This window comes from Plantibacter sp. MDV22-iso1, from assembly GCF_058408345.1.
In genome coordinates this window covers 276655-296203 of record NZ_JBZVDY010000001.1, presented here as the reverse complement: position 1 = coordinate 296203, position 19549 = coordinate 276655, and the positions used below count along the sequence as shown (strand labels likewise).

General features: G+C 69.2%; 23 protein-coding genes. 18 read left to right on the top strand and 5 right to left on the bottom strand.

Annotated elements, in window-relative coordinates:
- Positions 1-20 precede the first annotated feature (20 nt).
- Positions 21-1037, bottom strand: a complete 1017-nt coding sequence (gene lipA / locus AC4PMY_RS01400) for a lipoyl synthase (RefSeq protein WP_491621835.1) — start codon at positions 1035-1037, stop codon at positions 21-23.
- A complete protein-coding gene (gene lipB, locus AC4PMY_RS01395; RefSeq protein WP_079002240.1) occupies positions 1034-1708 on the bottom strand; it encodes a lipoyl(octanoyl) transferase LipB in 675 nt (224 codons plus the stop codon). Before lipB ends, lipA begins: the two co-directional genes overlap by 4 nt.
- A 103-nt stretch (positions 1709-1811) precedes the next feature.
- Between lipB and ffh the strand changes: the two genes are divergently transcribed.
- Both ffh and AC4PMY_RS01385 read left to right on the top strand, forming a co-directional pair.
- Positions 1812-3365, top strand: coding sequence for a signal recognition particle protein (gene ffh / locus AC4PMY_RS01390; protein WP_491621834.1), 1554 nt, complete (start codon positions 1812-1814; stop codon positions 3363-3365).
- Between the two features lie 16 nt (positions 3366-3381).
- Entirely contained in the window at positions 3382-3762 is a 381-nt protein-coding gene (locus AC4PMY_RS01385) for an META domain-containing protein (protein WP_491621833.1), read from the top strand.
- 10 nt (positions 3763-3772) lie between these two features.
- Here the strand turns inward: AC4PMY_RS01385 and AC4PMY_RS01380 are convergent, their stop codons facing one another.
- Positions 3773-4915 carry a glutamate--cysteine ligase gene (locus tag AC4PMY_RS01380; protein WP_064296310.1) on the bottom strand — a complete coding sequence of 381 codons (1143 nt, stop codon included), beginning with the start codon at positions 4913-4915 and terminating at the stop codon, positions 3773-3775.
- 251 nt (positions 4916-5166) lie between these two features.
- Between AC4PMY_RS01380 and rpsP the strand changes: the two genes are divergently transcribed.
- From rpsP to trmD, 4 genes are all read left to right on the top strand, one after another.
- Entirely contained in the window at positions 5167-5592 is a 426-nt protein-coding gene (gene rpsP, locus AC4PMY_RS01375) for a 30S ribosomal protein S16 (RefSeq protein WP_064296311.1), read from the top strand.
- Positions 5593-5594: 2 nt separating this feature from the next.
- Positions 5595-5846 carry an RNA-binding protein gene (locus tag AC4PMY_RS01370; protein WP_064296312.1) on the top strand — a complete coding sequence of 84 codons (252 nt, stop codon included), beginning with the start codon at positions 5595-5597 and terminating at the stop codon, positions 5844-5846.
- Positions 5847-6494 carry a ribosome maturation factor RimM gene (gene rimM, locus AC4PMY_RS01365; protein WP_071260900.1) on the top strand — a complete coding sequence of 216 codons (648 nt, stop codon included), beginning with the start codon at positions 5847-5849 and terminating at the stop codon, positions 6492-6494.
- 141 nt (positions 6495-6635) lie between these two features.
- Positions 6636-7343 carry a tRNA (guanosine(37)-N1)-methyltransferase TrmD gene (gene trmD / locus AC4PMY_RS01360; protein WP_285027701.1) on the top strand — a complete coding sequence of 236 codons (708 nt, stop codon included), beginning with the start codon at positions 6636-6638 and terminating at the stop codon, positions 7341-7343.
- Positions 7344-7372: 29 nt separating this feature from the next.
- Here the strand turns inward: trmD and AC4PMY_RS01355 are convergent, their stop codons facing one another.
- Together AC4PMY_RS01355 and AC4PMY_RS01350 are read right to left on the bottom strand one after the other, a co-directional pair.
- Entirely contained in the window at positions 7373-7756 is a 384-nt protein-coding gene (locus tag AC4PMY_RS01355) for a hypothetical protein (protein WP_491621832.1), read from the bottom strand.
- A complete protein-coding gene (locus AC4PMY_RS01350) occupies positions 7753-9258 on the bottom strand; it encodes a PspC domain-containing protein (RefSeq protein WP_491621831.1) in 1506 nt (501 codons plus the stop codon). Before AC4PMY_RS01350 ends, AC4PMY_RS01355 begins: the two co-directional genes overlap by 4 nt.
- Before the next feature lie 112 nt (positions 9259-9370).
- Between AC4PMY_RS01350 and AC4PMY_RS01345 the strand changes: the two genes are divergently transcribed.
- The 12 genes from AC4PMY_RS01345 to AC4PMY_RS01290 all read left to right on the top strand — a co-directional run bounded on the left by AC4PMY_RS01345 (position 9371) and on the right by AC4PMY_RS01290 (position 19306).
- Positions 9371-10624 carry an ATP-binding protein gene (locus AC4PMY_RS01345; RefSeq protein ID WP_491621830.1) on the top strand — a complete coding sequence of 418 codons (1254 nt, stop codon included), beginning with the start codon at positions 9371-9373 and terminating at the stop codon, positions 10622-10624.
- Positions 10621-11280 (top strand): LuxR C-terminal-related transcriptional regulator, encoded by a 660-nt coding sequence (locus AC4PMY_RS01340; RefSeq protein ID WP_491621829.1) that lies wholly within the window; start codon positions 10621-10623, stop codon positions 11278-11280. The genes AC4PMY_RS01345 and AC4PMY_RS01340 overlap by 4 nt, the downstream gene beginning before the upstream one ends.
- 78 nt (positions 11281-11358) lie before the next feature.
- Positions 11359-11889, top strand: coding sequence for a hypothetical protein (locus tag AC4PMY_RS01335; protein ID WP_121290224.1), 531 nt, complete (start codon positions 11359-11361; stop codon positions 11887-11889).
- A gap of 186 nt (positions 11890-12075) precedes the next feature.
- The gene (gene rplS, locus AC4PMY_RS01330; protein WP_056006851.1) at positions 12076-12423 is read left to right on the top strand and encodes a 50S ribosomal protein L19; all 348 of its coding nucleotides are present in this window, start codon (positions 12076-12078) and stop codon (positions 12421-12423) included.
- A 76-nt stretch (positions 12424-12499) separates the two neighbouring features.
- Positions 12500-13249, top strand: coding sequence for a signal peptidase I (gene lepB, locus AC4PMY_RS01325; RefSeq protein WP_064296320.1), 750 nt, complete (start codon positions 12500-12502; stop codon positions 13247-13249).
- On the top strand, positions 13249-13893 hold the full coding sequence (gene rnhB / locus AC4PMY_RS01320; RefSeq protein WP_071260888.1) for a ribonuclease HII: 645 nt from the start codon (positions 13249-13251) through the stop codon (positions 13891-13893). Before lepB ends, rnhB begins: the two co-directional genes overlap by 1 nt.
- Positions 13894-13905: 12 nt before the next feature.
- A complete protein-coding gene (locus tag AC4PMY_RS01315) occupies positions 13906-14229 on the top strand; it encodes a DUF2469 domain-containing protein (RefSeq protein ID WP_071260887.1) in 324 nt (107 codons plus the stop codon).
- A 122-nt stretch (positions 14230-14351) separates the two neighbouring features.
- The gene (locus tag AC4PMY_RS01310) at positions 14352-14708 is read left to right on the top strand and encodes a YraN family protein (RefSeq protein WP_138946827.1); all 357 of its coding nucleotides are present in this window, start codon (positions 14352-14354) and stop codon (positions 14706-14708) included.
- A complete protein-coding gene (locus AC4PMY_RS01305; RefSeq protein ID WP_491621828.1) occupies positions 14708-16237 on the top strand; it encodes a YifB family Mg chelatase-like AAA ATPase in 1530 nt (509 codons plus the stop codon). The genes AC4PMY_RS01310 and AC4PMY_RS01305 overlap by 1 nt, the downstream gene beginning before the upstream one ends.
- Positions 16234-17574 carry a DNA-processing protein DprA gene (gene dprA, locus AC4PMY_RS01300; protein ID WP_491621827.1) on the top strand — a complete coding sequence of 447 codons (1341 nt, stop codon included), beginning with the start codon at positions 16234-16236 and terminating at the stop codon, positions 17572-17574. The genes AC4PMY_RS01305 and dprA overlap by 4 nt, the downstream gene beginning before the upstream one ends.
- 1 nt (position 17575) lies before the next feature.
- On the top strand, positions 17576-17836 hold the full coding sequence (locus tag AC4PMY_RS01295; protein ID WP_491621826.1) for a hypothetical protein: 261 nt from the start codon (positions 17576-17578) through the stop codon (positions 17834-17836).
- 759 nt (positions 17837-18595) lie between these two features.
- Positions 18596-19306, top strand: a complete 711-nt coding sequence (locus tag AC4PMY_RS01290; RefSeq protein ID WP_491621825.1) for a hypothetical protein — start codon at positions 18596-18598, stop codon at positions 19304-19306.
- The last annotated feature ends 243 nt before the right edge of the window (positions 19307-19549 follow it).

The following is a 19549-nucleotide window of genomic DNA, read 5'->3' as shown; positions in this document are numbered from 1 at the left end:
GACCGGTCGGGGCGTCGGCCTCAGACCGCCTGGGCGAAGCCGAGTGAGGCGTCTGCGAGGTGCTGCAGTCCCTCGGGGACCTCGCGGCCCTTCGCGGTCATCGACTGCGCCCACAGGCGTCCGGCACGGTAGGACGATCTGACGAGCGGGCCTGCGAGCACACCGAGGAACCCGATCTCCTCGGCCTCCTCTTTGATCTCGAGGAACTCCTGCGGCTTGACCCAGCGGTCCACGGGGAGGTGTCGAGGCGTCGGCCGGAGGTACTGGGTGACGGTGATGATGTCGGTGCCGGCCTGGTGCAGATCCTCAAGCGCCTGACTGATCTCGCTCCGGTCCTCGCCCATCCCGAGGATGAGGTTGGACTTCGTGATGAGGCCGGCCGCACGTGCCTGGGTCAGGACGTCGAGGGAGCGCTCGTAGCGGAAGGCGGGCCTGATCCGCTTGAAGATGCGTGGGACCGTCTCGACGTTGTGTGCGAACACCTCCGGTCGGGAGGCGAACACCTCGCCGAGGAGGTCGGGGTCGCCGGAGAAGTCGGTCGCGAGGATCTCGACCCCCGTCCCCGGGTTCGTCTCGTGGATGCGCCGGACGGTCTCGGCGTGCAGCCACGCCCCCTCGTCGGGGAGGTCGTCACGTGCCACACCGGTGACGGTCGCGTAGCGCAGCCGCATCCGCTGCACCGAGTCGGCCACCCGCCGTGGCTCGTCGCGGTCGTATTCCGCCGGCTTGCCGGTGTCGATCTGGCAGAAGTCGCAGCGCCTCGTGCACTGCGATCCGCCGATGAGGAAGGTCGCCTCGCGATCCTCCCAGCATTCGAAGATGTTCGGGCAGCCGGCTTCCTGGCAGACCGTGTGCAGACCCTCCTCCTGCACGAGCGCCTGGAGCTGTCGGTACTCGGGTCCCATCGTCGCGCGGGTCTTGATCCAGTCGGGCTTCCGCTCGATGGGGGTCTGCGCGTTCCGGACCTCGAGCCGCAGGAGCTTCCGTCCGCCGGTGTCCGCCGCGGGCGCGGGTGCCGGTGCGCCGCAGCCGCTCACGCGGCCGCTCCGATCGTGGTCGCGGACGCGGCCGTCCAGCCGGGCCGGAGTGCTTCGAAGATCTCGGAGACGCGCTCGGCGACGTCGCTCGGCGTGATCCGCCGACCGAGCTCGGTGCTGATGGTGGTGACGCCGGCATCGGCGATGCCGCACGCGACGATGTGGCCGAAGGGCTCGAGGGAGTTGTCGCAGTTGAGCGCGAAGCCGTGGAGCGTGACCCCGGCCTGCACCCGGACACCGACGGCGCCGATCTTCGCGGCCGGTCCGCCGGCGACGGGGTCGACCCAGACACCCGACCGTCCGTCGATGCGGCGGCCGGTGACGCCGAGCTCCGTGATCGTCTGCAGCATGACCTCCTCGAGCAGGCGGACGTGCGCGACGACGTCGACCGGCTCAGGGAGGCGGACGATCGGGTAGCCGGTGAGCTGTCCGGGCCCGTGCCAGGTGATGCGGCCGCCGCGGTCGACCTCGACGACCGGTGTGCCGTCGTCGGGGCGCTCGTGCGGGCGGGTCAGCTTGCCCGCCGTGTACACGGGCTCGTGTTCGCACAGGATGAGATGCTCCGGCCCGTCATCGTTGACGACCGTCTCATGGACCCGACGCTGCAGCGCCCAACCCTCGCGGTACGGGACGAACGTGGGCGCGAGCCCGGCGATGAGGAGCTGTGTCATGGCCGCCACGATAGCATTGTTGGACGCCGTCCAAATACTCATCTTCCGACCGTGGCGGCTCTCGACCGGGTCGCCCCGCGGTCTGCCCTAAACTGGAGGGATCATGGCAACGTTCGGCACACTCTCTGACCGCCTCGCGGATACGTTCAAGAACCTCCGCACCAAGGGCAAGCTCTCCGCGGCCGATGTCGACGGCACCGTCCGCGAGATCCGTCGCGCCCTCCTCGACGCGGACGTCGCACTCGACGTCGTCAAGGACTTCACGGGTCGCGTGCGCGAACGCGCCCTCGGCGACGAGGTGAGCAAGGCCCTCAACCCGGCGCAGCAGGTCGTCCAGATCGTCAACGACGAGCTCGTCACGATCCTCGGCGGACAGCAGCGGCGTCTCGAGTTCGCGAAGAAGCCGCCGACCGTCATCATGCTCGCCGGACTCCAGGGTGCCGGAAAGACGACGCTCGCCGGCAAGCTCGCCAAGTGGCTCAAGAAGGACGGCCACACGCCGCTCCTCGTCGCGTCCGACCTCCAGCGCCCCAACGCCGTCAACCAGCTCCAGGTCGTCGGCGAGCAGGCGGGCGTCCCCGTCTACGCTCCCGAGCCCGGCAACGGGGTCGGCGATCCGGTCAAGGTCGCCCGCGACGGCGTCCGGTTCGCCGAGCAGAAGCTCTACGACACCGTCATCGTCGACACCGCCGGACGACTCGGCGTCGACGCCGAGCTCATGAAGCAGGCGTCGAACATCCGCAAGGCGGTCGATCCCGACGAGGTCCTCTTCGTCATCGACGCGATGATCGGTCAGGACGCGGTCGCGACGGCCAAGGCCTTCCTCGACGGCGTCGACTTCACCGGCGTGGTGCTCTCCAAGCTCGACGGCGACGCCCGCGGTGGTGCGGCACTCTCCATCGCCTCGGTCACCGGACGCCCCATCATGTTCGCGTCGACCGGTGAGGGTCTCGACGACTTCGAGCCGTTCCACCCCGACCGCATGGCGAGCCGGATCCTCGACCTCGGTGACATCCTCACCCTCATCGAGCAGGCGCAGCAGAACTTCGACGAGGAGGAGGCGCGCAAGGTCGCGGAGAAGTTCGCGACCGACTCCTTCACGCTCGACGACTTCCTCAAGCAGATGCAGCAGCTGCGCGGCATGGGTTCCATCAAGAAGATGATGGGCATGCTCCCCGGCATGGGGCAGATGAAGGAGCAGCTCCAGAACTTCGACGAGCGCGAGATCGTCCGGACCGAGGCCATCATCCAGTCGATGACCAAGGCCGAGCGCACGAACCCGAAGATCCTCAACGGGTCCCGTCGCCTGCGCATCGCCAAGGGTTCCGGCATGACCGTCACCGAGGTCAACGCCCTCGTCAACCGCTTCGAGCAGGCGGCCAAGATGATGAAGACCGTCGCCAAGGGTGGCGTGCCGAACATCCCCGGGATGGGCCCGGTCCCCGGTGCACGGACGAACCGACCGAAGCCGCCGGCCAAGAAGAAGGGCTCCCGCTCAGGCAACCCGGCCAAGCGCGCGGCGGAGAACGCCGGCGCCGTCGAGACGCAGGCTGCCGCTACGGGCGCTGGATTCGGCCTCGGCGGCGGTTCGTCGTCGGGATCGGCAGCCCCGACCGAGGCGGAGCTCGCCGAGCTGCAGAAGTTCCTGGGTCGCTGAGTCGAGCGGAGGCGGTATGCGCGCGCTGAGGGCAGTGGCTTCGGTCATCGCAGTCGTCTTGGCCGCGGGCATGCTCGCCGGGTGCTCCGCTCCGTCTCCGGGCGAACGCGTCCTGGGCACCTGGGGAGAGGGCACCGGCGCTGCCGACCCGCACCTGGTGTTCACCGAGGACGGTCGCGTGAGTGGTTCGGACGGCTGCAACAGCCTCTCCGGCTCCTGGCGCGCCGAAGACGACGCGGTCGTCGTCTCTGACGTCGCAAGCACCCTGATGGCGTGCCCGGGCGTCGACACCTGGCTGCGGGGGATCGCACAGGCGACGCTCTCGGACGACGGAGGGCGCTTGACCGTGACCGACGACGCCGGCACACGGATCGGGACGCTCGACCGCGCTGAGTGACGCCGCCTCGTCAGGCGGAGGGCTGGACCCCGTGTCGCAGCTCCTTCGCGAGGGAGCTCACGACCGCCTGCAGGCTGCCGCCGTTCGCGTGGGCGACGGCGAGCTGTCGCTGGTAGCTCGCGCCGTGCTCGATGATCGTGGCGATGCTCGCCAGTTCGTCCGCACAGCCGAGCCGACGGGCGACCGGCGCGAGGGTGTCGAGCAGGTCGTGCAGGTCGTCGGTCACGAGGCGCTCGTGGCCAGAGGAGTCGAGGATGATCTCGGCGTCCAGGCCGTACCGGGCCGCACGCCACTTGTTCTCGCGGACGTACCACGGCTGCAGGGTCTGCAGGCGCTCTCCGGCGTCGAGGCGGTCGGACAGGTGCTCGGTGAGGCAGTGGATGAGCGAGGCGAGGGCGCCGAACTCCGCGACGGTCGACGCTCCGTCGCACGCGCGCATCTCCACCGTGCCCCACTGCGGCGACGGTCGCACGTCCCAGCGGACCTCGGTGTGGTCCTCGATGATGCCGGTCACCGTCATGTCGTCGACGTAGGCCTCGAACTGCTCCCAGTCGGAGAGCTGGTAGGGGAGGCCCGCCGTCGGGAGCTGCTGGAACATGAGCGCGCGGTTCGACGCGTACCCGGTGTCGACCCCACCCCAGTACGGGCTGGACGCCGAGAGCGCCTGGAGGTGGGGCAGATAGGTGAGCAGCCCGTTCATGATCGGGAGGACCTTGTCGACCGTCTCGACGCCGACGTGCGCGTGCACGCCCCAGATCATCATGTTGCGACCCCACCACTGGGTGCGGTCGATGAGCTTGTGGTAGCGGGGCTTGTCGGTGACCTGCTGGTCGTACCACTGGCCGAACGGGTGCGAACCGCTGCAGATGAGTTCAACGCCCATCGGATCCGTGATCGCCCGCACCTCGGCCAGCTGGCCTTCGAGGTCCGCGATCGCCTCGGGGACCGTGTGGTGCACTCCCGAGACGAGTTCGACGGTGTTGAGCAGCAGCTCGTTGGTGATCTGCGGATGATCGGAACCGTCGCTCGGGCGGAGTTCCGACAGGACGGTGTCCGCTGCGCCGACGAGATCGCCGGTGTCGCGGTCGACGAGGGCGACCTCCCATTCGAGGCCGACGGTCGAACGCTCGGATCTGGCGAACTCGATGGGCATTGGCGTCGACCTCCCGCAGGGCGCGGCCGGATGCCGCGCGCCAGCCCATCTTCACACGGGGTGGAGGGGTCATCCGGTATCGGTGTCGCCGGATTACCCAGATCGCCCGATGTCTGGCAGAATAGAGAGTTGAGTCTGCGCGGAGTTCGACCCTCTATCCGACGCCCGCAGCAACCACAGTTTTCGCGTCGAGCGTGTGGCCCCACCTTTCGGCAGCGAGCACATCAAACATCACATCATTCAGGAGAATCGTGGCTGTCAAAATCCGTCTCAAGCGTCTCGGCAAGATCCGTGCGCCGTACTACCGCATCGTCGTCGCAGACTCGCGCACGAAGCGCGACGGTCGTGTCATCGAGGAGATCGGCAAGTACCACCCCACCGAGGAGCCCTCGTTCATCGAGGTCGACTCCGAGCGTGCGCAGTACTGGCTCAGCGTCGGCGCCCAGCCGACCGAGCAGGTCGCAGCACTCCTCAAGCTCACCGGTGACTGGGGCAAGTTCAAGGGCGACAAGGACGCCGTGAGCACCGTCCGCGTCAAGGAGCCGAAGGCCGCCTTCGTCGCCGACGAGAAGAAGAAGCCCGTCCTCAAGCCGAAGGCCGAGGCCCCCGCGGCCAAGGCCGCTCCGGCCGAGGCCGAGGCGCCCGCTGCCGACGCCGCTGAAGCAGAGCAGGCGTAGTCTTGCTCGCTCCCGCGCTCGAACATCTCGTCAAGGGGATCGTCGATCACCCGGATGACGTTCGCGTCACGGCACAGAACTCCGCCCGTGGCGAGGTCCTCGAGGTTCGTGTGAACCCCGAGGACCTCGGCCGGGTCATCGGTCGTGCCGGCCGGACGGCCAAAGCCCTGCGCACCCTCGTGGCAGCGCTGGCAGACGGTCGGCGGGTCCGAGTCGACGTGGTCGACACGGACGCCTCCGGCGCCAGCGCGTAGGTGGCGGACGAGACGGAGCCGAAGACCCAGTTGCGGGTCGGTCGGCTCACGAAAGCCCATGGTCTGAAGGGCGCCCTGAAGGTCGAGCTCTACACGGATGAGCCGGAGCACCGGTTCACCCCGGGCGCGACGTTCACGCTCCAGGTCCCTGCAGGATCGAAGTGGCGCGGCAAGACACTCGAGCTCATCGAACTGCGCTGGTACAACAGTCAGCCGGTCGCCTTCTTCGTCGGCATCTCCGATCGCAGTGAGGCGGAGACCCTCGTGAAGGCGATCCTCTGGGTCGAGCAGGACCCCACCGAGCTGCCGGTCGACGACGACGCGTGGTACGACCACCAGCTCGTCGGGTTGGCCGTGCACCGAGACGGCGTCGCTGTCGGTACCGTCGCCCGCGTCGACCACTTCCCGGCTCAGGACCTCCTGATCGTGAAGACCGGCGACGGCGAGGTCATGGTCCCGTTCGTGAAGGCGATCGTCCCCACGGTCGACATCGCTGCCGGGATCGTCACGGTCACGCCGCCCACCGGTTTGTTCGAGGAACTCCCGGAGGCCGACGATGCCCCCGAGACGTCGACGGCCGGTCCAGTCGAGTCCGAGGCCTCCGATGAGGCTCAGGACGACACCGGAGCGTCGCAGCCGGAGCAGTAGAACCTGTTCCGAGTCGGTCCTCCCGGCTCGGAACACCCACGACGGAGGCGTCGGTTGCGTGCAACCGGCGCCTCCGTCGTCGTCGTATCGGCTGACCGACGTGACCGGGACGACGACCGTCGCGCGAATAGACTGCTCCTCATGCGCATCGACATCGTCACGATCTTCCCGACCTTCTTCGATGCCCTGGACCTCTCGCTGCTCGGCAAGGCGAAGCAGAGCGGGCTCATCGAACTGGACGTGCACGACCTGCGGGATTCGACGCACGACCGTCACCGCACCGTCGACGACACCCCGTACGGCGGGGGAGCCGGCATGGTCATGAAGCCGGAACCCTGGGGCGAGGCGCTCGACGGCATTCTGGGCGACGACACCGAGGAGGAGCCGCTGGTCATCTTCCCGTCTCCGGCGGGCGAGGTGTTCACGCAGGCGATGGCCCGCGAGCTCGCGGCCGAGCCACACCTCGTCTTCGGCTGCGGCCGGTACGAGGGCATCGACCACCGCGTCTTCGACCACACGGCCAGCCGAGCGCGGGTCCGGCTGGTGAGCCTCGGCGACTACGTCCTCAATGGGGGCGAGGTCGCCGTGATGGCGATGATCGAGGCGATCGGTCGGCTCGTCCCGGGGGTCGTCGGCAACCCCGAGAGTCTCGTCGAGGAGTCGCACGAAGACGGGCTGCTCGAGTACCCGAGCTACACGAAGCCTGCGGAGTGGCGAGGACTGCCGGTACCGCCGGTGCTGCTGAGCGGCAACCACGGTGCGATCGCCACCTGGCGTCGTCAGCAGCAGATCGAGCGGACCCGCGAGGTCCGCCCGGATCTGCTGCCCGCTGACGAGCCGGGCGCCTGAGCGCGCCGGGGTCCTGTGCGTGACGGCTGTCAGGGCCGACGTCGCACGGCGGCGGCGATGCCGGCGATGACGAGGACGGCCCCGGTCGCGATGATCGCCCCGGTGATCCACCCCAGGGGGTCGATGCGCACCTCGGTGAGGTTGGTGACGAGCATGGCGCCGGCGAAGACGAGCAGGAGCACGCCCCAGAGGATCGTGCCGAAGCGCGGTGGTCGACCGCCTCGATCCGTCGGGCCGACATCGGTCCTCGGCTCATCGGCCGTCTGCGCTGTGGCCGGCTGCGCAGTGGTCGGCCGCGTGGCGTCCGACTCCGTGGTGGCCGTCTGATCGGTCTCCGACGGAGCCGATCCCGTCTCCGCGTCGGTTGGGGACGACATGTCCGCCGCTCCGGTCCGGTCGTCCTGCTCGCTCATCGTCCCGCCTCCGCTTCCTCGGTCACGACAGCGCTGCCGGCGACCGTCCACACCCGTACCCGTGTCGTGTCTCCTGACGCCGTTCGTCCGTACCGTGCTTCATCCTGGAACAGGGCTCCGCCGCGTCGGTCCGTCCGGTCCCGACCATCGCGTCCCGTCTCCAGGGTGCCCGCGATCGCTGAGAACTCGACGATCACCGGCACGTCCTCGGGGATGAGCACGTCGACCTCGCCTGCGAGGATCCACACGTCGATCGTGCCACCGCGCAACGCGTCGTCGTCGGCGAGTTCACCGAGGTCGAGCGTGGGTTGGCCGGCGATCATCACGTAGCCGCGTCGGTCGTCCGCATCCGTCGACGTCACGGTCCAGGTCGTGCGTCCGACCGGCAGGAAGGAGGAGCCGAGTGGGAACACGCCGGTGGCGAGCAAGGAGATCACAGCGGCCCACGTGAAGAGCCCGAGCCAGCCGCTCTCCCGTCCGCTGATGCCCGCGATGATCGTCGCGACGGCGAGCGCACCGAGCGCTGCGGCGAGCCCGATGACCACGACGACCGGGACCGAGAACCCGGCGCTCGCTGCTATGACGGCCGCGCCGGCACCGGCGAGTAGCGCCAGTCCGAGGGTGATCGCCACGAAGGCCGCTCCCGGGTGCTGCGCACGACGCTCTCGAGCCTTCGTCTCGCGCTCGGCCTGCTGCTCGGCTCGCTGGCGGCTCATCTCGTCCCGGAACTCCTGACTCGTCCAGCCGCGCTGCTGGCTCGGAGCCCCGTCCCACGCGGTGGTGGTGGTGGCTCCAGGGAGCGGGACGGTCGCGCCCGTAACACCTGGCGAACCGTCGACCTTCGCGAGCGACACCGGGTTCGCGGCACCGGGGGAGGCCGGGGCCGAGCCGGCAGGGCCCGAGGGAGAGGCCGTGGGCGATGGTGCCGTCGGCTTCGGGATCGAGGCGTCGCTGGTCCACGGGTCGCGCTGCGGCGGTGTCTCAGGCGGAGTCTCCCGCCCAGGGTCGCGGCGGGAGAACATCACGATCAGCCAGACCGCCGCGGCGACCAAGGCGATCACCCAACCGGCGGTCATGGTCGACTCCAGCCACCCCGGCAGGTTCCACGCCTGCGGCACGCCGTCCCACCAGAGGCCGCGCATGAACGGCACGGCGGTGAGGACCGCGAGGATGCCGATCGCGACGATCGCCGGGTCGAAGACGCCCCGGATCGCACGCTCGAGGTGGATCCGACCCTGCTGGTCGGGGATGAGCGCCCAGCCCGCGGCGTAGACGAAGAGGACCGGCCCGCCCAGGATCGCGATGACGATGAGGGCTCCGCGCACGATCATCGGATCGAGGCCGAGCCGGGCCGCGACACCCCCGGCGACACCGCCGAGCCACGAGTCGCTCGAGCGACGGAGACCGGTGGACCGCCACCAGTCGAAGAAGCGGGTCGTCGGATCCTGCGGGGCGGGTGCCCCCGGTTCTGCTCCGGTGGGCGGCGTGCTGTGGTTCGTCATGGTCCGATTCTGGCGAAGCGTCCGGGTCGGGCCCATCCGGCATGACCCTGAGTGCACCCTGATCCTGCTGTCCCAGGGTGCCGACCGCACCCCGAACTGCTTGGATGGCTCCATGGGAACCGAGGTGATGATCCGGCCGAGGCGCCGCCTGCTCGGCGGTGTGTGCGCCGGCTTCGCCGAGCACACCGGTCTCCCCGTCGCTGCGGTGCGGACGGCGACGGTCATCCTCGCGTGCTGCGGTGGAGCGGGCCTGCTCCTCTACGTGTGGCTGTGGGTCATGACGCCGACGCAGGGCGCGGACGCACCGCTCGATCCCCGGGAGCACCTGCTCCGGCCGGCCTCGACCGATGACGGAGGCGACCTCGACGGCCCCCGTCATGCGCCGATCACGGAGGTGCTGCTCGGGATCGCCCTGCTCGCGGCGGGGACCGCGCTGATCGCGACCCGGACCGGGCTGGACATCCCGCTCGAGGCCGTCATCCCCGTCATCGTCGTCCTCGCGGGAGCCGCACTCGCGTGGCGGCAGTTCGGCGAGCGTGGTCGCGGTGAGGGCTCACGTGCCCTCCTGATCCGCGTGCTCGGAGCGCTCGTCCTCGTCGTCCTCGGCATCCTCCTGTTCTTCGTCACCGGTGACCGTCCGAACATGTGGACGGTCATCGTCGCAGCGATCGCCGTGCTCCTCGGGGTGGCCGTGGTCATCGCCCCGTGGGCGCTCCAGCTCAACCGCGACCTCGCCGACGAGCGCGCCGCGCGGATGCGCGAGGCCGACCGCGCCGAGATCGCAGCGCACCTGCACGACTCCGTGCTCCAGACGCTCGCGCTCATTCAGCAGCAGGCCGGTCCGGGGAGTGAGGCGTCCCGTCTCGCGCGGGCGCAGGAGCGCGAGCTGCGGAACTGGCTCTTCTCCGGCGGGACCGCACCGACTGGCGACCTCGCGACCGAGCTGCGGACCATCGCGGCCGCGGTGGAGGCCGACCACGCGGTGCGCGTCGACGTCGTCGCGGTCGGGCGTGCGATCGACGACGCCCCGGAGCCGCTCCTCGCCGCCGCACGGGAGGCCGTGCTCAACGCGGCACGTCACGCCGGCGGCGACGTCTCCGTCTACCTGGAGACGGCACCGCAGCGGATCGAGGTGTCGATCTCCGACCGCGGCCCCGGGTTCGACCTGGAACAGGTCCCGCGGGACCGCCTCGGGGTCCGGGAGTCGATCATCGGCCGGATGCAGCGCATCGGCGGCGAGGCGACCATCCGATCGGGGCCCGGCGGACGAGGTACCGAGGTCCGTCTCGTCCTGCCCGTCCACGACGCCGCGCCGACTGCGCCGCAGCCCGACACCGTCCCGACCGTTCCGAGGAGCAGACCATGAGCGACCGACCACTGACCGTCGTGATCGTCGACGACCACTCAATCTTCCGTTCCGGTCTGCGCAGCGAGCTCGATCCCGGCATCGAGGTGCTGGGCGAGGCCGGCGACGTGGAGGAGGCGATCCGGGTGATCGGGGAGACCCGCCCGCAGGTCGTGCTGCTCGACGTCCACCTGCCGGGTGACGCCGGCGGCGGTGGCGCGGACGTGATCGCCGGCTCGGTGACCACCGCGCCCGCCACCCGGTTCCTCGCGCTCAGCGTCTCGGACGCCGCCGAGGACGTCGTCCGGGTCATCAGGGCCGGTGCACGCGGCTACATCACCAAGAGTTCCTCGGGGGCCGAGGTCGCGGAGGCGGCACGACGGGTCGACGACGGCGACGCGGTCTTCTCGCCTCGCCTCGCGGGCTTCGTCCTGGACGCCTTCGGAGCCGTGACGGGGGAGACCGCGGAGTCCGTCGACGAGCTCGACCGGCTGTCCGCCCGCGAGCAGGAGGTCATGCGCCTCATCGCCCGCGGTTACGCCTACAAGGAGGTCGCGACGGAGCTGTTCATCTCCGTGAAGACCGTGGAGACCCACGTGTCGAGCGTGCTGCGCAAGCTGCAGCTGTCCTCGCGCCACGAACTCGCCGCCTGGGCTCTGCAGCGCAAGCTCCTCTGACCACGCGGGCCGGGACCGACATCGGCCGTCAGCGAACGACCAGTGCACGCTCAGGAGCCCGGCGGTAGCCTGAGGGACATGATCATCCGTCGGGCGTTCTACTACTGGCGATTCGCCGCGATCTTCGTGCTGCCCGCCTGGCCGTTCGTCGGATGGGGACTCTTCGGTGAGAGCGGCTGGAGCCTCTTCGGGCTCTTCATCGCCATGCCGATCCTCGCCATCGCGCTCGCTGCGATCGCGTTCCTCATCTCCGCCCGGGCCAGCGTCCGGACGACGAAGCTCGTGTCCTGGACGGACGTCGGCCTGCTCACGCTCTGGCACGTCACGATCATCTGCTTCGGCTCCTTCAGCTCGGGCGTCGCCCTCTGGGCGGTCCTCGGCGTCGTCGCCGGCCTCGCCGCCTTCTGGGGCGTCATCGCGCAACTCATCTCCGAGACGGCACGCCGGGCTCGGGAGACGATGGCCGAGTTCGAGCGCATGGCCGCTGCAGCCGGGCCAGGCACGATGCCCGGATCGGCGATCCCGCCGCAGCCTCGGTTCGATCCCGGCCCGATCGACGGCGGCGAGTTCATCGTCATCGAGGAGTCGAAGCCCGACGAGCGCCGCTGAGCGGTCGTCTCCACCGCTGTCGCCCGCGCCGTCCGGGGCCCGGTTTCCCATCCGGGGCCCTTTCATGACACAATTGCTGTTTGTGCCTCCGCAGTTCTGCCACAGGGGAACGCCGGCATCGGGCACACCCTTCCTTCCGAACGTATTCAGCGGTCGACCTGTGGCGGTCGCAGAGATGGAATCATCATGCACATTCTCGACTCAGTCGATGCAGCATCCCTCAAGTCGGACATCCCCGACTTCCGCGCCGGCGACAACGTCAAGGTGCACGTGAACATCATCGAGGGCAACAAGTCCCGTATCCAGGTCTTCCAGGGTGTCGTCATCGGCCGCTCCAACGAGGGTGTCCGCGAGACCTTCACGGTCCGCAAGGTGAGCTACCAGGTCGGCGTCGAGCGTACCTTCCCGGTGCACTCCCCGAACATCGACCACATCGAGGTCGTCACCCGCGGTGACGTCCGTCGCGCGAAGCTGTACTACCTCCGCGAGCTCCGTGGCAAGAAGGCGAAGATCAAGGAGAAGCGCGACAACTAGTCGTCCTCCCGGTCGCCCTCCGCGATCATTCCTGAGCTCCCCACCGGATAAGCTGGTGGGGAGCTCAGGCGGTTAAATGACAGACAATTCCCTGGCGGCAGACGCGTCGCCCGACCACCAGCAGCGCCCCCGCGGCAAACGCGGAGCGCTGCTCTTCCTTCGCGACCTCCTGATCATCTTCGTGGTCGCGCTGCTGGTCTCCTTCCTCATCAAGACCTTCCTCGTGCGGTCGTTCTACATCCCGTCCGGGTCGATGGAGAACACGCTGCAGATCCAGGACCGCATCCTGGTGAACGAGCTCGTCCCCGACGTGGTCTCGCTGAACCGTGGCGACGTGGTCGTCTTCCAGGATCCGGGCGGCTGGCTCCCGCAGACGGTCGAGGCTCCGCAGCCTCCCGTCACCGCAGCCGTCGAATGGGTGCTGTCGATCTTCGGCCTCGTCGCTCCCGACAGCGACGACCACCTCATCAAGCGCGTCATCGGCCTGCCCGGCGACCACGTGTCGTGCTGCAACCCCCTCGGGCAGATGACGGTCAACGGGGTGCCGCTGAACGAACCGTACGTGAAGCTCCCGGCCGGCACCGAGAAGGTGTCCGGAGACCCGTTCGACATCGTCGTCCCGGAGGGCTCGCTCTGGGTCATGGGCGACAACCGGTACAACTCGAAGGACTCCCGGTACAACGGCGACACCCCCGGTGGGGGCTTCGTCCCGATCGACAACGTCGTGGGGCGCGCGTTCGTCATCACCTGGCCGTCCAGCAACTGGGCCTGGCTCGACAACTACCCGTCCGTCTTCCAGGGCATCCCCGCCCCAGAAGAGGAGTGATGGCCGTCAGCGAACCGACCCTCGAGGTCGAGTACGAACTGTTCGCTGCGGGTGTCCCGTCGGTCATCGGCATGGACGAGGTGGGTCGCGGAGCCATCGCCGGCCCGGTGGCCGTCGGCGCTGCGGTCGTCGCCCCGGCGTGCGGGGCGTTCCCTGCGGGACTCCGTGACTCGAAGCTGTTGAGCGAGCGAGCGAGGACCCGCCTGGAACCGCTGGCCCGCGAGTGGGTGTTGCACGGGGCCGTCGGGCTCGCGAGTCCGGCGGAGGTCGACGAGCTCGGCATCACCGCGTGCCTCGGACTCGCCGGCCGTCGGGCGCTGCTCGAACTGCACGCCGTCGGCGCGGATGTCGCCGGGTCCACCGTCCTGCTCGACGGCAACAGTGACTGGCTGAGCCGGGCGCTCCAGCGACCGCTCACCATCACCACGAGGGTCAAAGCGGATCGGGACTGCGCGTCGGTCGCCGCAGCGTCCGTACTCGCCAAGGTGCACCGCGACCGACTGATGATCGAGTTGCACGAGGCACTGCCGGAGTACGGGTGGGAGGGCAACAAGGGATACGGCTCGGCGCAGCATCTGTCGGCCCTCTCCGAGCACGGCCTGACCCTCCACCACCGGAGCAGCTGGCTGCCCGCCTACACGTAGACTGGAGAGACCATGGACGAAGACGAGTTCGAAGACTACGACCGCGAGGTCGAACTGGCCCTCTACCGCGAGTATCGCGATGTCGTGGGGCAGTTCAAGTACGTGATCGAGACCGAGCGCCGGTTCTACCTCGCCAACGAGGTCGACCTCGTGCGACGCGACACGGCGAACGACTTCTACTTCGAGCTCTCCATGACCGACGTCTGGGTGTGGGACGTCTACCGGTCCGACCGGTTCGTCAAGAGCGTCCGAGTGCTCACGTTCAAGGACGTCAACGTCGAGCAGTTGTCCTCGCGCGACTTCGAGCTCCCGAAGGAACTCACGCTCGACGAGTAGGGCGAGGCCCCCGCGACCGACAGCGCTCCACAGGCGCGCTTCGCCGCGCGCTCGTCGACGACAGACCCAACTCTGGGTGACGAGCCGCGTCTGCACGCTTGGCTGGATGCCAGGAGGTGCACATGGCACGGAAGGACGAGCTCGGCCGACGCGGCGAGCAGGTGGCGGCGGATCATCTCGAGGCGTGCGGATACCGCATCCTCGACCGCAATTGGCGATGCCCGCAGGGCGAACTCGATCTCGTCGCGGACGACGACGGCACGCTGGTCTTCATCGAGGTGAAGACCCGTTCGGGCGTCGGCTTCGGTGATCCCGCGGAGGCGGTCACGCCGAGCAAGCTGGCCCGGATCGGTCGCCTCGCCGGAGCCTGGTGTGCTGAGCACCGACCGCGTTCGAGGCGGATGCGCGTCGACGTCGTCGGCATCGTGCTGCCGTCCGAAGGGGACATGCGACTCCAGCACCTGCGGGGAGTCTCCTGATGGCCGTCGCACGCACCTGGTCGGTCGCACTCGCCGGCCTCACTGGCGCGATCGTGGAGGTCGAGGCGTCGGCCGCCGCGACCGTACCGGGCATGGCGATCGTCGGGCTTCCCGACAAGTCGCTCGGTGAGGCCGCGCACCGCATCAAGAGTGCGACGGCGAACTCCGGCTGCGAGCTGCCCGGTGGCAAGCTCACGATCAACCTGTCTCCCGCGTCGCTGCCCAAGCAGGGGAGCGCATTCGACCTCTCCATGGCGATCGCCTGCCTCGCCGTGGGCGGCCTCGTCCGCCGGGAGTCCGCCGAGCGGGTCGTCCATCTTGGTGAGCTCGGGCTCGACGGTCGGCTCCGTCCGCTCGTCGGCGTGCTGCCGGCCGTCCTCGCCGTCGCCCGCGCCGGCTACGACGCGGTGATGGTGCCGACCGCCAACGTGGAGGAGGCGCAGCTCGTGCCCGGCGTCACGGTGATCGGGGCGACCTCGCTGCGCGATGCGGCGATCTGGCACGGTGCAGAACTGTCCGTGATCGACCTCGAACCCGTCCGACAGCGGGTCGATCGGTTGCCCACGCCCGACCCACTCGATCTCGCGGACGTGGTCGGACAACCGGAGGCGGTCGACGCGATGGTCGCTGCGGCGGCCGGCGGGCACCACGTCATGATGGTCGGACCTCCCGGGGCCGGCAAGACCATGCTGGCCGCCCGGCTCCCCGAGATCCTTCCCGACCTCGACGCCGAGGCCGCGGTCGAGGTCAGCTGCCTCCGCTCGCTCATCGGTCTGCCGCCGGACGGCGCGCTCGCCCGACGACCACCGTGGGAGAGCCCGCACCACTCGTCCTCGGCGGCGGCGATCATCGGTGGCGGTTCGCGCCAGATCCGCCCTGGGGCAGCCGCGCGCGCGGCGCACGGCGTGCTCTTCCTCGACGAAGCGCCGGAGTTCCGCGCCGACGTCCTCGACTCGCTGCGTCAGCCACTCGAAGCCGGCGTGGTCACCGTGCATCGTGCGCACGGCAGCGCGACGTTCCCGGCCGCCTTCCAACTGGTCCTCGCCGCGAACCCCTGCCCGTGCGGTCAGTACGGCACGGCGGACGGCGTCTGCACCTGTCCACCGCAGGCCCGTCGACGCTATCTCGGGCGGATCTCGGGGCCGCTCCTCGACCGGATCGACATCCGCGTGCGGGTGCACCGGATCACCTCGGCACTGACGAGTCTCTCGCGGGAGGGTGAGGTCTCCACCGCCGAGGCTCGTTCCCGCGTCGAGGCGGTGCGGGCCGCGAGTGCCGAGCGGTTGGCCGGCACCGGCTGGACCACGAACGCACAGGCGAGCGGCACCTGGCTCAGGAGCCCGCGGATGCGGCTGTCCAGATCCGTCACCAGCGCGTTGGACCGCTCCCTCGAGCGGGGAGGCATCACCATGCGTGGCTACGACCGGATCCTCCGATTGAGCTGGACGCTCGCCGACCTCGACGGCGCCAATAGCCCCACAGCCGAGCACTTGGGGCGCGCCCTCTTCCTGCGGAAGGGCATCTCATGAGTGCGTGGTTCGGTTTGGACCGCGGGTTGGTCGAACGCCTCGTCCGAGGCCTCGGCGGCCTGGAACCGGTCGAGGCCGCGGGCAGCCCTGGCGCAGATGGAGGTGCCGAGCCCGTCTCGGAGGCCGATGATGACGTCGGCACCGCCGGGATCCGGGCGGCGTTCGCTCGGGCGGCCTGGACGATGATCGCCGAACCGGGCGACGGCGTCGCCGGGCTCGTGGTCGGTGCGCTCGGCCCTGCGGGCGCACTGTCAGCGGTCCTGCAACGGGTGGGGCCGACCGAACTGCAGCGCCGCATCCTCGGCAGCGAGTGGTCCAGTGGCTCGGGCTCGACGTCGGCCGATGCCGAGTCCGAGGATCCCTCCGCGGTGCCCGCCTCCCGTGTGCTCGGAAGTGCGCTGGAACGCTGGCGGCCCCGGCTCGTCTCGGCTGACCTCGTCGCCGCGTGTGAGACGGCGATCGAGGTCGGCGTCCGACTCCTCCTGCCCGGCGCTCCGGGCTGGCATGGGGGGTTCGACCACCTCGGTGTGCACGCGCCGCACGCCCTCTGGCTCCGCGGCTCTCCCAACGCCCCCGCGGGAGAACGTGCCATCGCGTTGGTCGGTGCCCGGGCCGCGTCCGGTTACGGCGAGCACGTCACCCTTGAGGCGGCGGCCGGGCTCGTCGATCGGGGCTTCGTGATCGTGTCGGGTGCCGCCTACGGCATCGACGGCGCGGCGCACCGAGCCGCCCTCGGGAGCGGAGGGGCGACCGTGGCCTACCTCGCAGGTGGGGTCGATCGGCCGTACCCTGCCGGTCACGACGCGCTCATCCGTCGGATCCGCGAGGCCGGCGGAGCCGTCATCAGCGAATCGCCGTGCGGGTCCACACCCTCGAAATGGCGGTTCCTGCAGCGGAACCGACTCATCGCCGCAGCCTCGGCGGCGACGGTGGTCATGGAGGCCGGAGACCGCTCCGGTTCGATCAACACGGCGGGTCACGCCGCGTCCCTCGGGCGTCCGCTCGGAGCCGTGCCCGGCCCGGTCACGAGTCCGTCGTCGGCGGGCTGTCACCGCCTGATACGTGAGTACGCCGCCACCTGCGTGACGAACGCCGAGCAGATGGCGGAACTCGCCGGATGGACCGCGGTCGACGCGGACGCGCAGGCGTTCGCCTCGCCAGAGGAACGCCGGGTCCGTGATGTGATGAGTGCCCGCTCGCCGCGCACCGTCGAGGCGCTTGCGAAAGCGAGTGGGCTGAGTCCTCGCGAGGTCAGCGGCGTGCTCGGTGCGCTCGATCTCGCCGGGGCCGTCGAGGAACGCGAACGAGGGTGGGTGCTCGTCGGGGGACGAGCGTAAGGTGAAGGGCGACGCTCAGCTCGCCACCGTGCCCGACGGGCTGGCATCAAAGGCGAAGAGCGACGCACCAGCGCCGGCCGAGGAGATCACCCTCGGGACGCTGAGCGATGAGGAGTACGACCGCGTGTCGGTCTGGCTGAAGTCGGCTCGTGCTGGCCTCCGTGACGACCTCCGAGGCATGAAGGACGCCGCCACGCCCGATGGGAAGGGATACCGCAGCGCCCCCTGGAATGAGACGACCTCCGGATCGCGTGCCGGCTGATAGAACTCGCCAACGCCCGATGGACCCCCTACCGGCAGGAGGAGGCGTACCGGGATCTCCTGTTCTACGCGACGCGCGACTCCGGCTTCACCGACCGGGACGTCCGTCGTATCTGGGAGAGCACGCTCGGAAAGGTCGCCGGGTAGTCGGCCGAGTTCCCGGAGCCGGCGGACAGACTCCACCTCATCCCGATACTCGAAGAGGACGGACCGGAGTTCTTCGAGGGCGACGATCGCTTCCTCTGCCTGAGCGAGGGCGCCGAGCGGGAGATGGTGAAGGCGCTCGATCGACGAGCCGCCCGCCAGCGGCTCCGAGAGCTGGACGGGGCCGACCGCGGACGCTTCGCCGAGCGTTTCCTCTCGCCGTCTCAGATCGCCGCGCTACCGCCGATCGAGCCGCTGGTCGACGATGTCCTCGATCGAGGAACCCTCGCTTGCCTGTGAGGCCAGAGCGGCCTCGGCAAGTCGACCGCTGCCCTTTCGCTCGGCCTTGTCGGTAGCGTCCGGCAAGGATTGGATCGGTCGTCGTGCCGTCCGCCAGACCTCGGTGCTTCACATCATGGGCGAAGGCGCGGCCGGCATCCAGCTCCAGCCCGTCCCCAGACGATGTCGAGGCTAGCGGAGCGTGACCGAGACTCCAGTGTGCGCTACGGTTGCGTCCAGCAGAATACGTAACATCGTCGGCCCAGCGCACTCATCGAATCGGAACAGAGCCCGAGTCAGAGGGTACAAGTCGTCGGTCTGGCGGGCGGAGGGTCGTTTGGACTGGTTGGAAACGCTCGGGACGCACCTGCTTACGCCTGGCTGGTGGGCCGGCCTCATTCAAGTTACGTCGGGCGCGATGCTCGCCTTCCTCGGGGCGTTCTGGCTTGTCAGGCGCCAGCTCGCGCACGATCGAAAACTCGCAGCCCAGCAGCGAGAAGCCGATCGCGAATCAGCGCTGGCGGAGCGGCATGCTCGGGCGGCCGATGATCTCGGGCGGGCGTTGCTCCACTTCGCAGAAGAGTTTTCCGCGCGCGACCGCAACGACCGAGACAACATCGACATGGTCAACGCTATTACTTGGCGTGCGCCCGGGTACGAGGCGCTGCAGCATGCGATCAGCGAGGCCGAACTCGTGTTGCCGCGCAGTGTTGAACTACACTCCCTCTCGCGCGAACTAGACGCCCGCTGGCGTGTGGCGGCTGGATTTCAGCTGAGAACCTCGACCCGGCTATCCGAGGCAGCTTCGAACGCCTACTTCGATCTCATGATTAGCCTCATCGCAAATATGAGTGCTGCCGGTAGAGCACTCATTCGTTGGGATGGATTCGGGCCAGTACCAGTTCGGGCAGCACTCAGCGCAGACTGGGAAGAGCGCCCCGAAATGAAAATCGACCCAGTTGCCTACAACAATTGGGTAAGCGACTTGGAGCTGGAGTTCGCACGCCAAGTCGAGGGGGATGCGCCTCCATCGATGGAAAGAGCCTAAACGTGCTGTCGGTGCTGCGGCTGGTGTTCTTGCTTTTCACGTCGTGGCCGGACGCGCCATCTTTCGCGGCGGACTTTGCTGCAGCTCAGGCTAAGTGTCATGATCGCCTCGAGATTGCCCGGGTCGATGACCTGCGAGGGAGTGAGCCGCTCCTACCGACCCCATAGCTCTGATAACCGAATATATCGGGGGCAACTTACGGTGGGGTTGAAGCGAGCGGCTTCGTGTCGAGGCAGGGCGTAA

Coding starts and splice junctions, on each gene's coding strand:
- lipB (WP_079002240.1), bottom strand. CDS start 1,708: ATGACACAGCTCCTCATCGCCGGGCTCGCGCCCACGTTCGTCCCGTAC.
- ffh (WP_491621834.1), top strand. CDS start 1,812: ATGGCAACGTTCGGCACACTCTCTGACCGCCTCGCGGATACGTTCAAG.
- AC4PMY_RS01385 (WP_491621833.1), top strand. CDS start 3,382: ATGCGCGCGCTGAGGGCAGTGGCTTCGGTCATCGCAGTCGTCTTGGCC.
- AC4PMY_RS01380 (WP_064296310.1), bottom strand. CDS start 4,915: ATGCCCATCGAGTTCGCCAGATCCGAGCGTTCGACCGTCGGCCTCGAA.
- trmD (WP_285027701.1), top strand. CDS start 6,636: ATGCGCATCGACATCGTCACGATCTTCCCGACCTTCTTCGATGCCCTG.
- AC4PMY_RS01355 (WP_491621832.1), bottom strand. CDS start 7,756: ATGAGCGAGCAGGACGACCGGACCGGAGCGGCGGACATGTCGTCCCCA.
- AC4PMY_RS01350 (WP_491621831.1), bottom strand. CDS start 9,258: ATGACGAACCACAGCACGCCGCCCACCGGAGCAGAACCGGGGGCACCC.
- AC4PMY_RS01345 (WP_491621830.1), top strand. CDS start 9,371: ATGGGAACCGAGGTGATGATCCGGCCGAGGCGCCGCCTGCTCGGCGGT.
- AC4PMY_RS01340 (WP_491621829.1), top strand. CDS start 10,621: ATGAGCGACCGACCACTGACCGTCGTGATCGTCGACGACCACTCAATC.
- AC4PMY_RS01335 (WP_121290224.1), top strand. CDS start 11,359: ATGATCATCCGTCGGGCGTTCTACTACTGGCGATTCGCCGCGATCTTC.
- rplS (WP_056006851.1), top strand. CDS start 12,076: ATGCACATTCTCGACTCAGTCGATGCAGCATCCCTCAAGTCGGACATC.
- lepB (WP_064296320.1), top strand. CDS start 12,500: ATGACAGACAATTCCCTGGCGGCAGACGCGTCGCCCGACCACCAGCAG.
- rnhB (WP_071260888.1), top strand. CDS start 13,249: ATGGCCGTCAGCGAACCGACCCTCGAGGTCGAGTACGAACTGTTCGCT.
- AC4PMY_RS01315 (WP_071260887.1), top strand. CDS start 13,906: ATGGACGAAGACGAGTTCGAAGACTACGACCGCGAGGTCGAACTGGCC.
- AC4PMY_RS01310 (WP_138946827.1), top strand. CDS start 14,352: ATGGCACGGAAGGACGAGCTCGGCCGACGCGGCGAGCAGGTGGCGGCG.
- AC4PMY_RS01305 (WP_491621828.1), top strand. CDS start 14,708: ATGGCCGTCGCACGCACCTGGTCGGTCGCACTCGCCGGCCTCACTGGC.
- dprA (WP_491621827.1), top strand. CDS start 16,234: ATGAGTGCGTGGTTCGGTTTGGACCGCGGGTTGGTCGAACGCCTCGTC.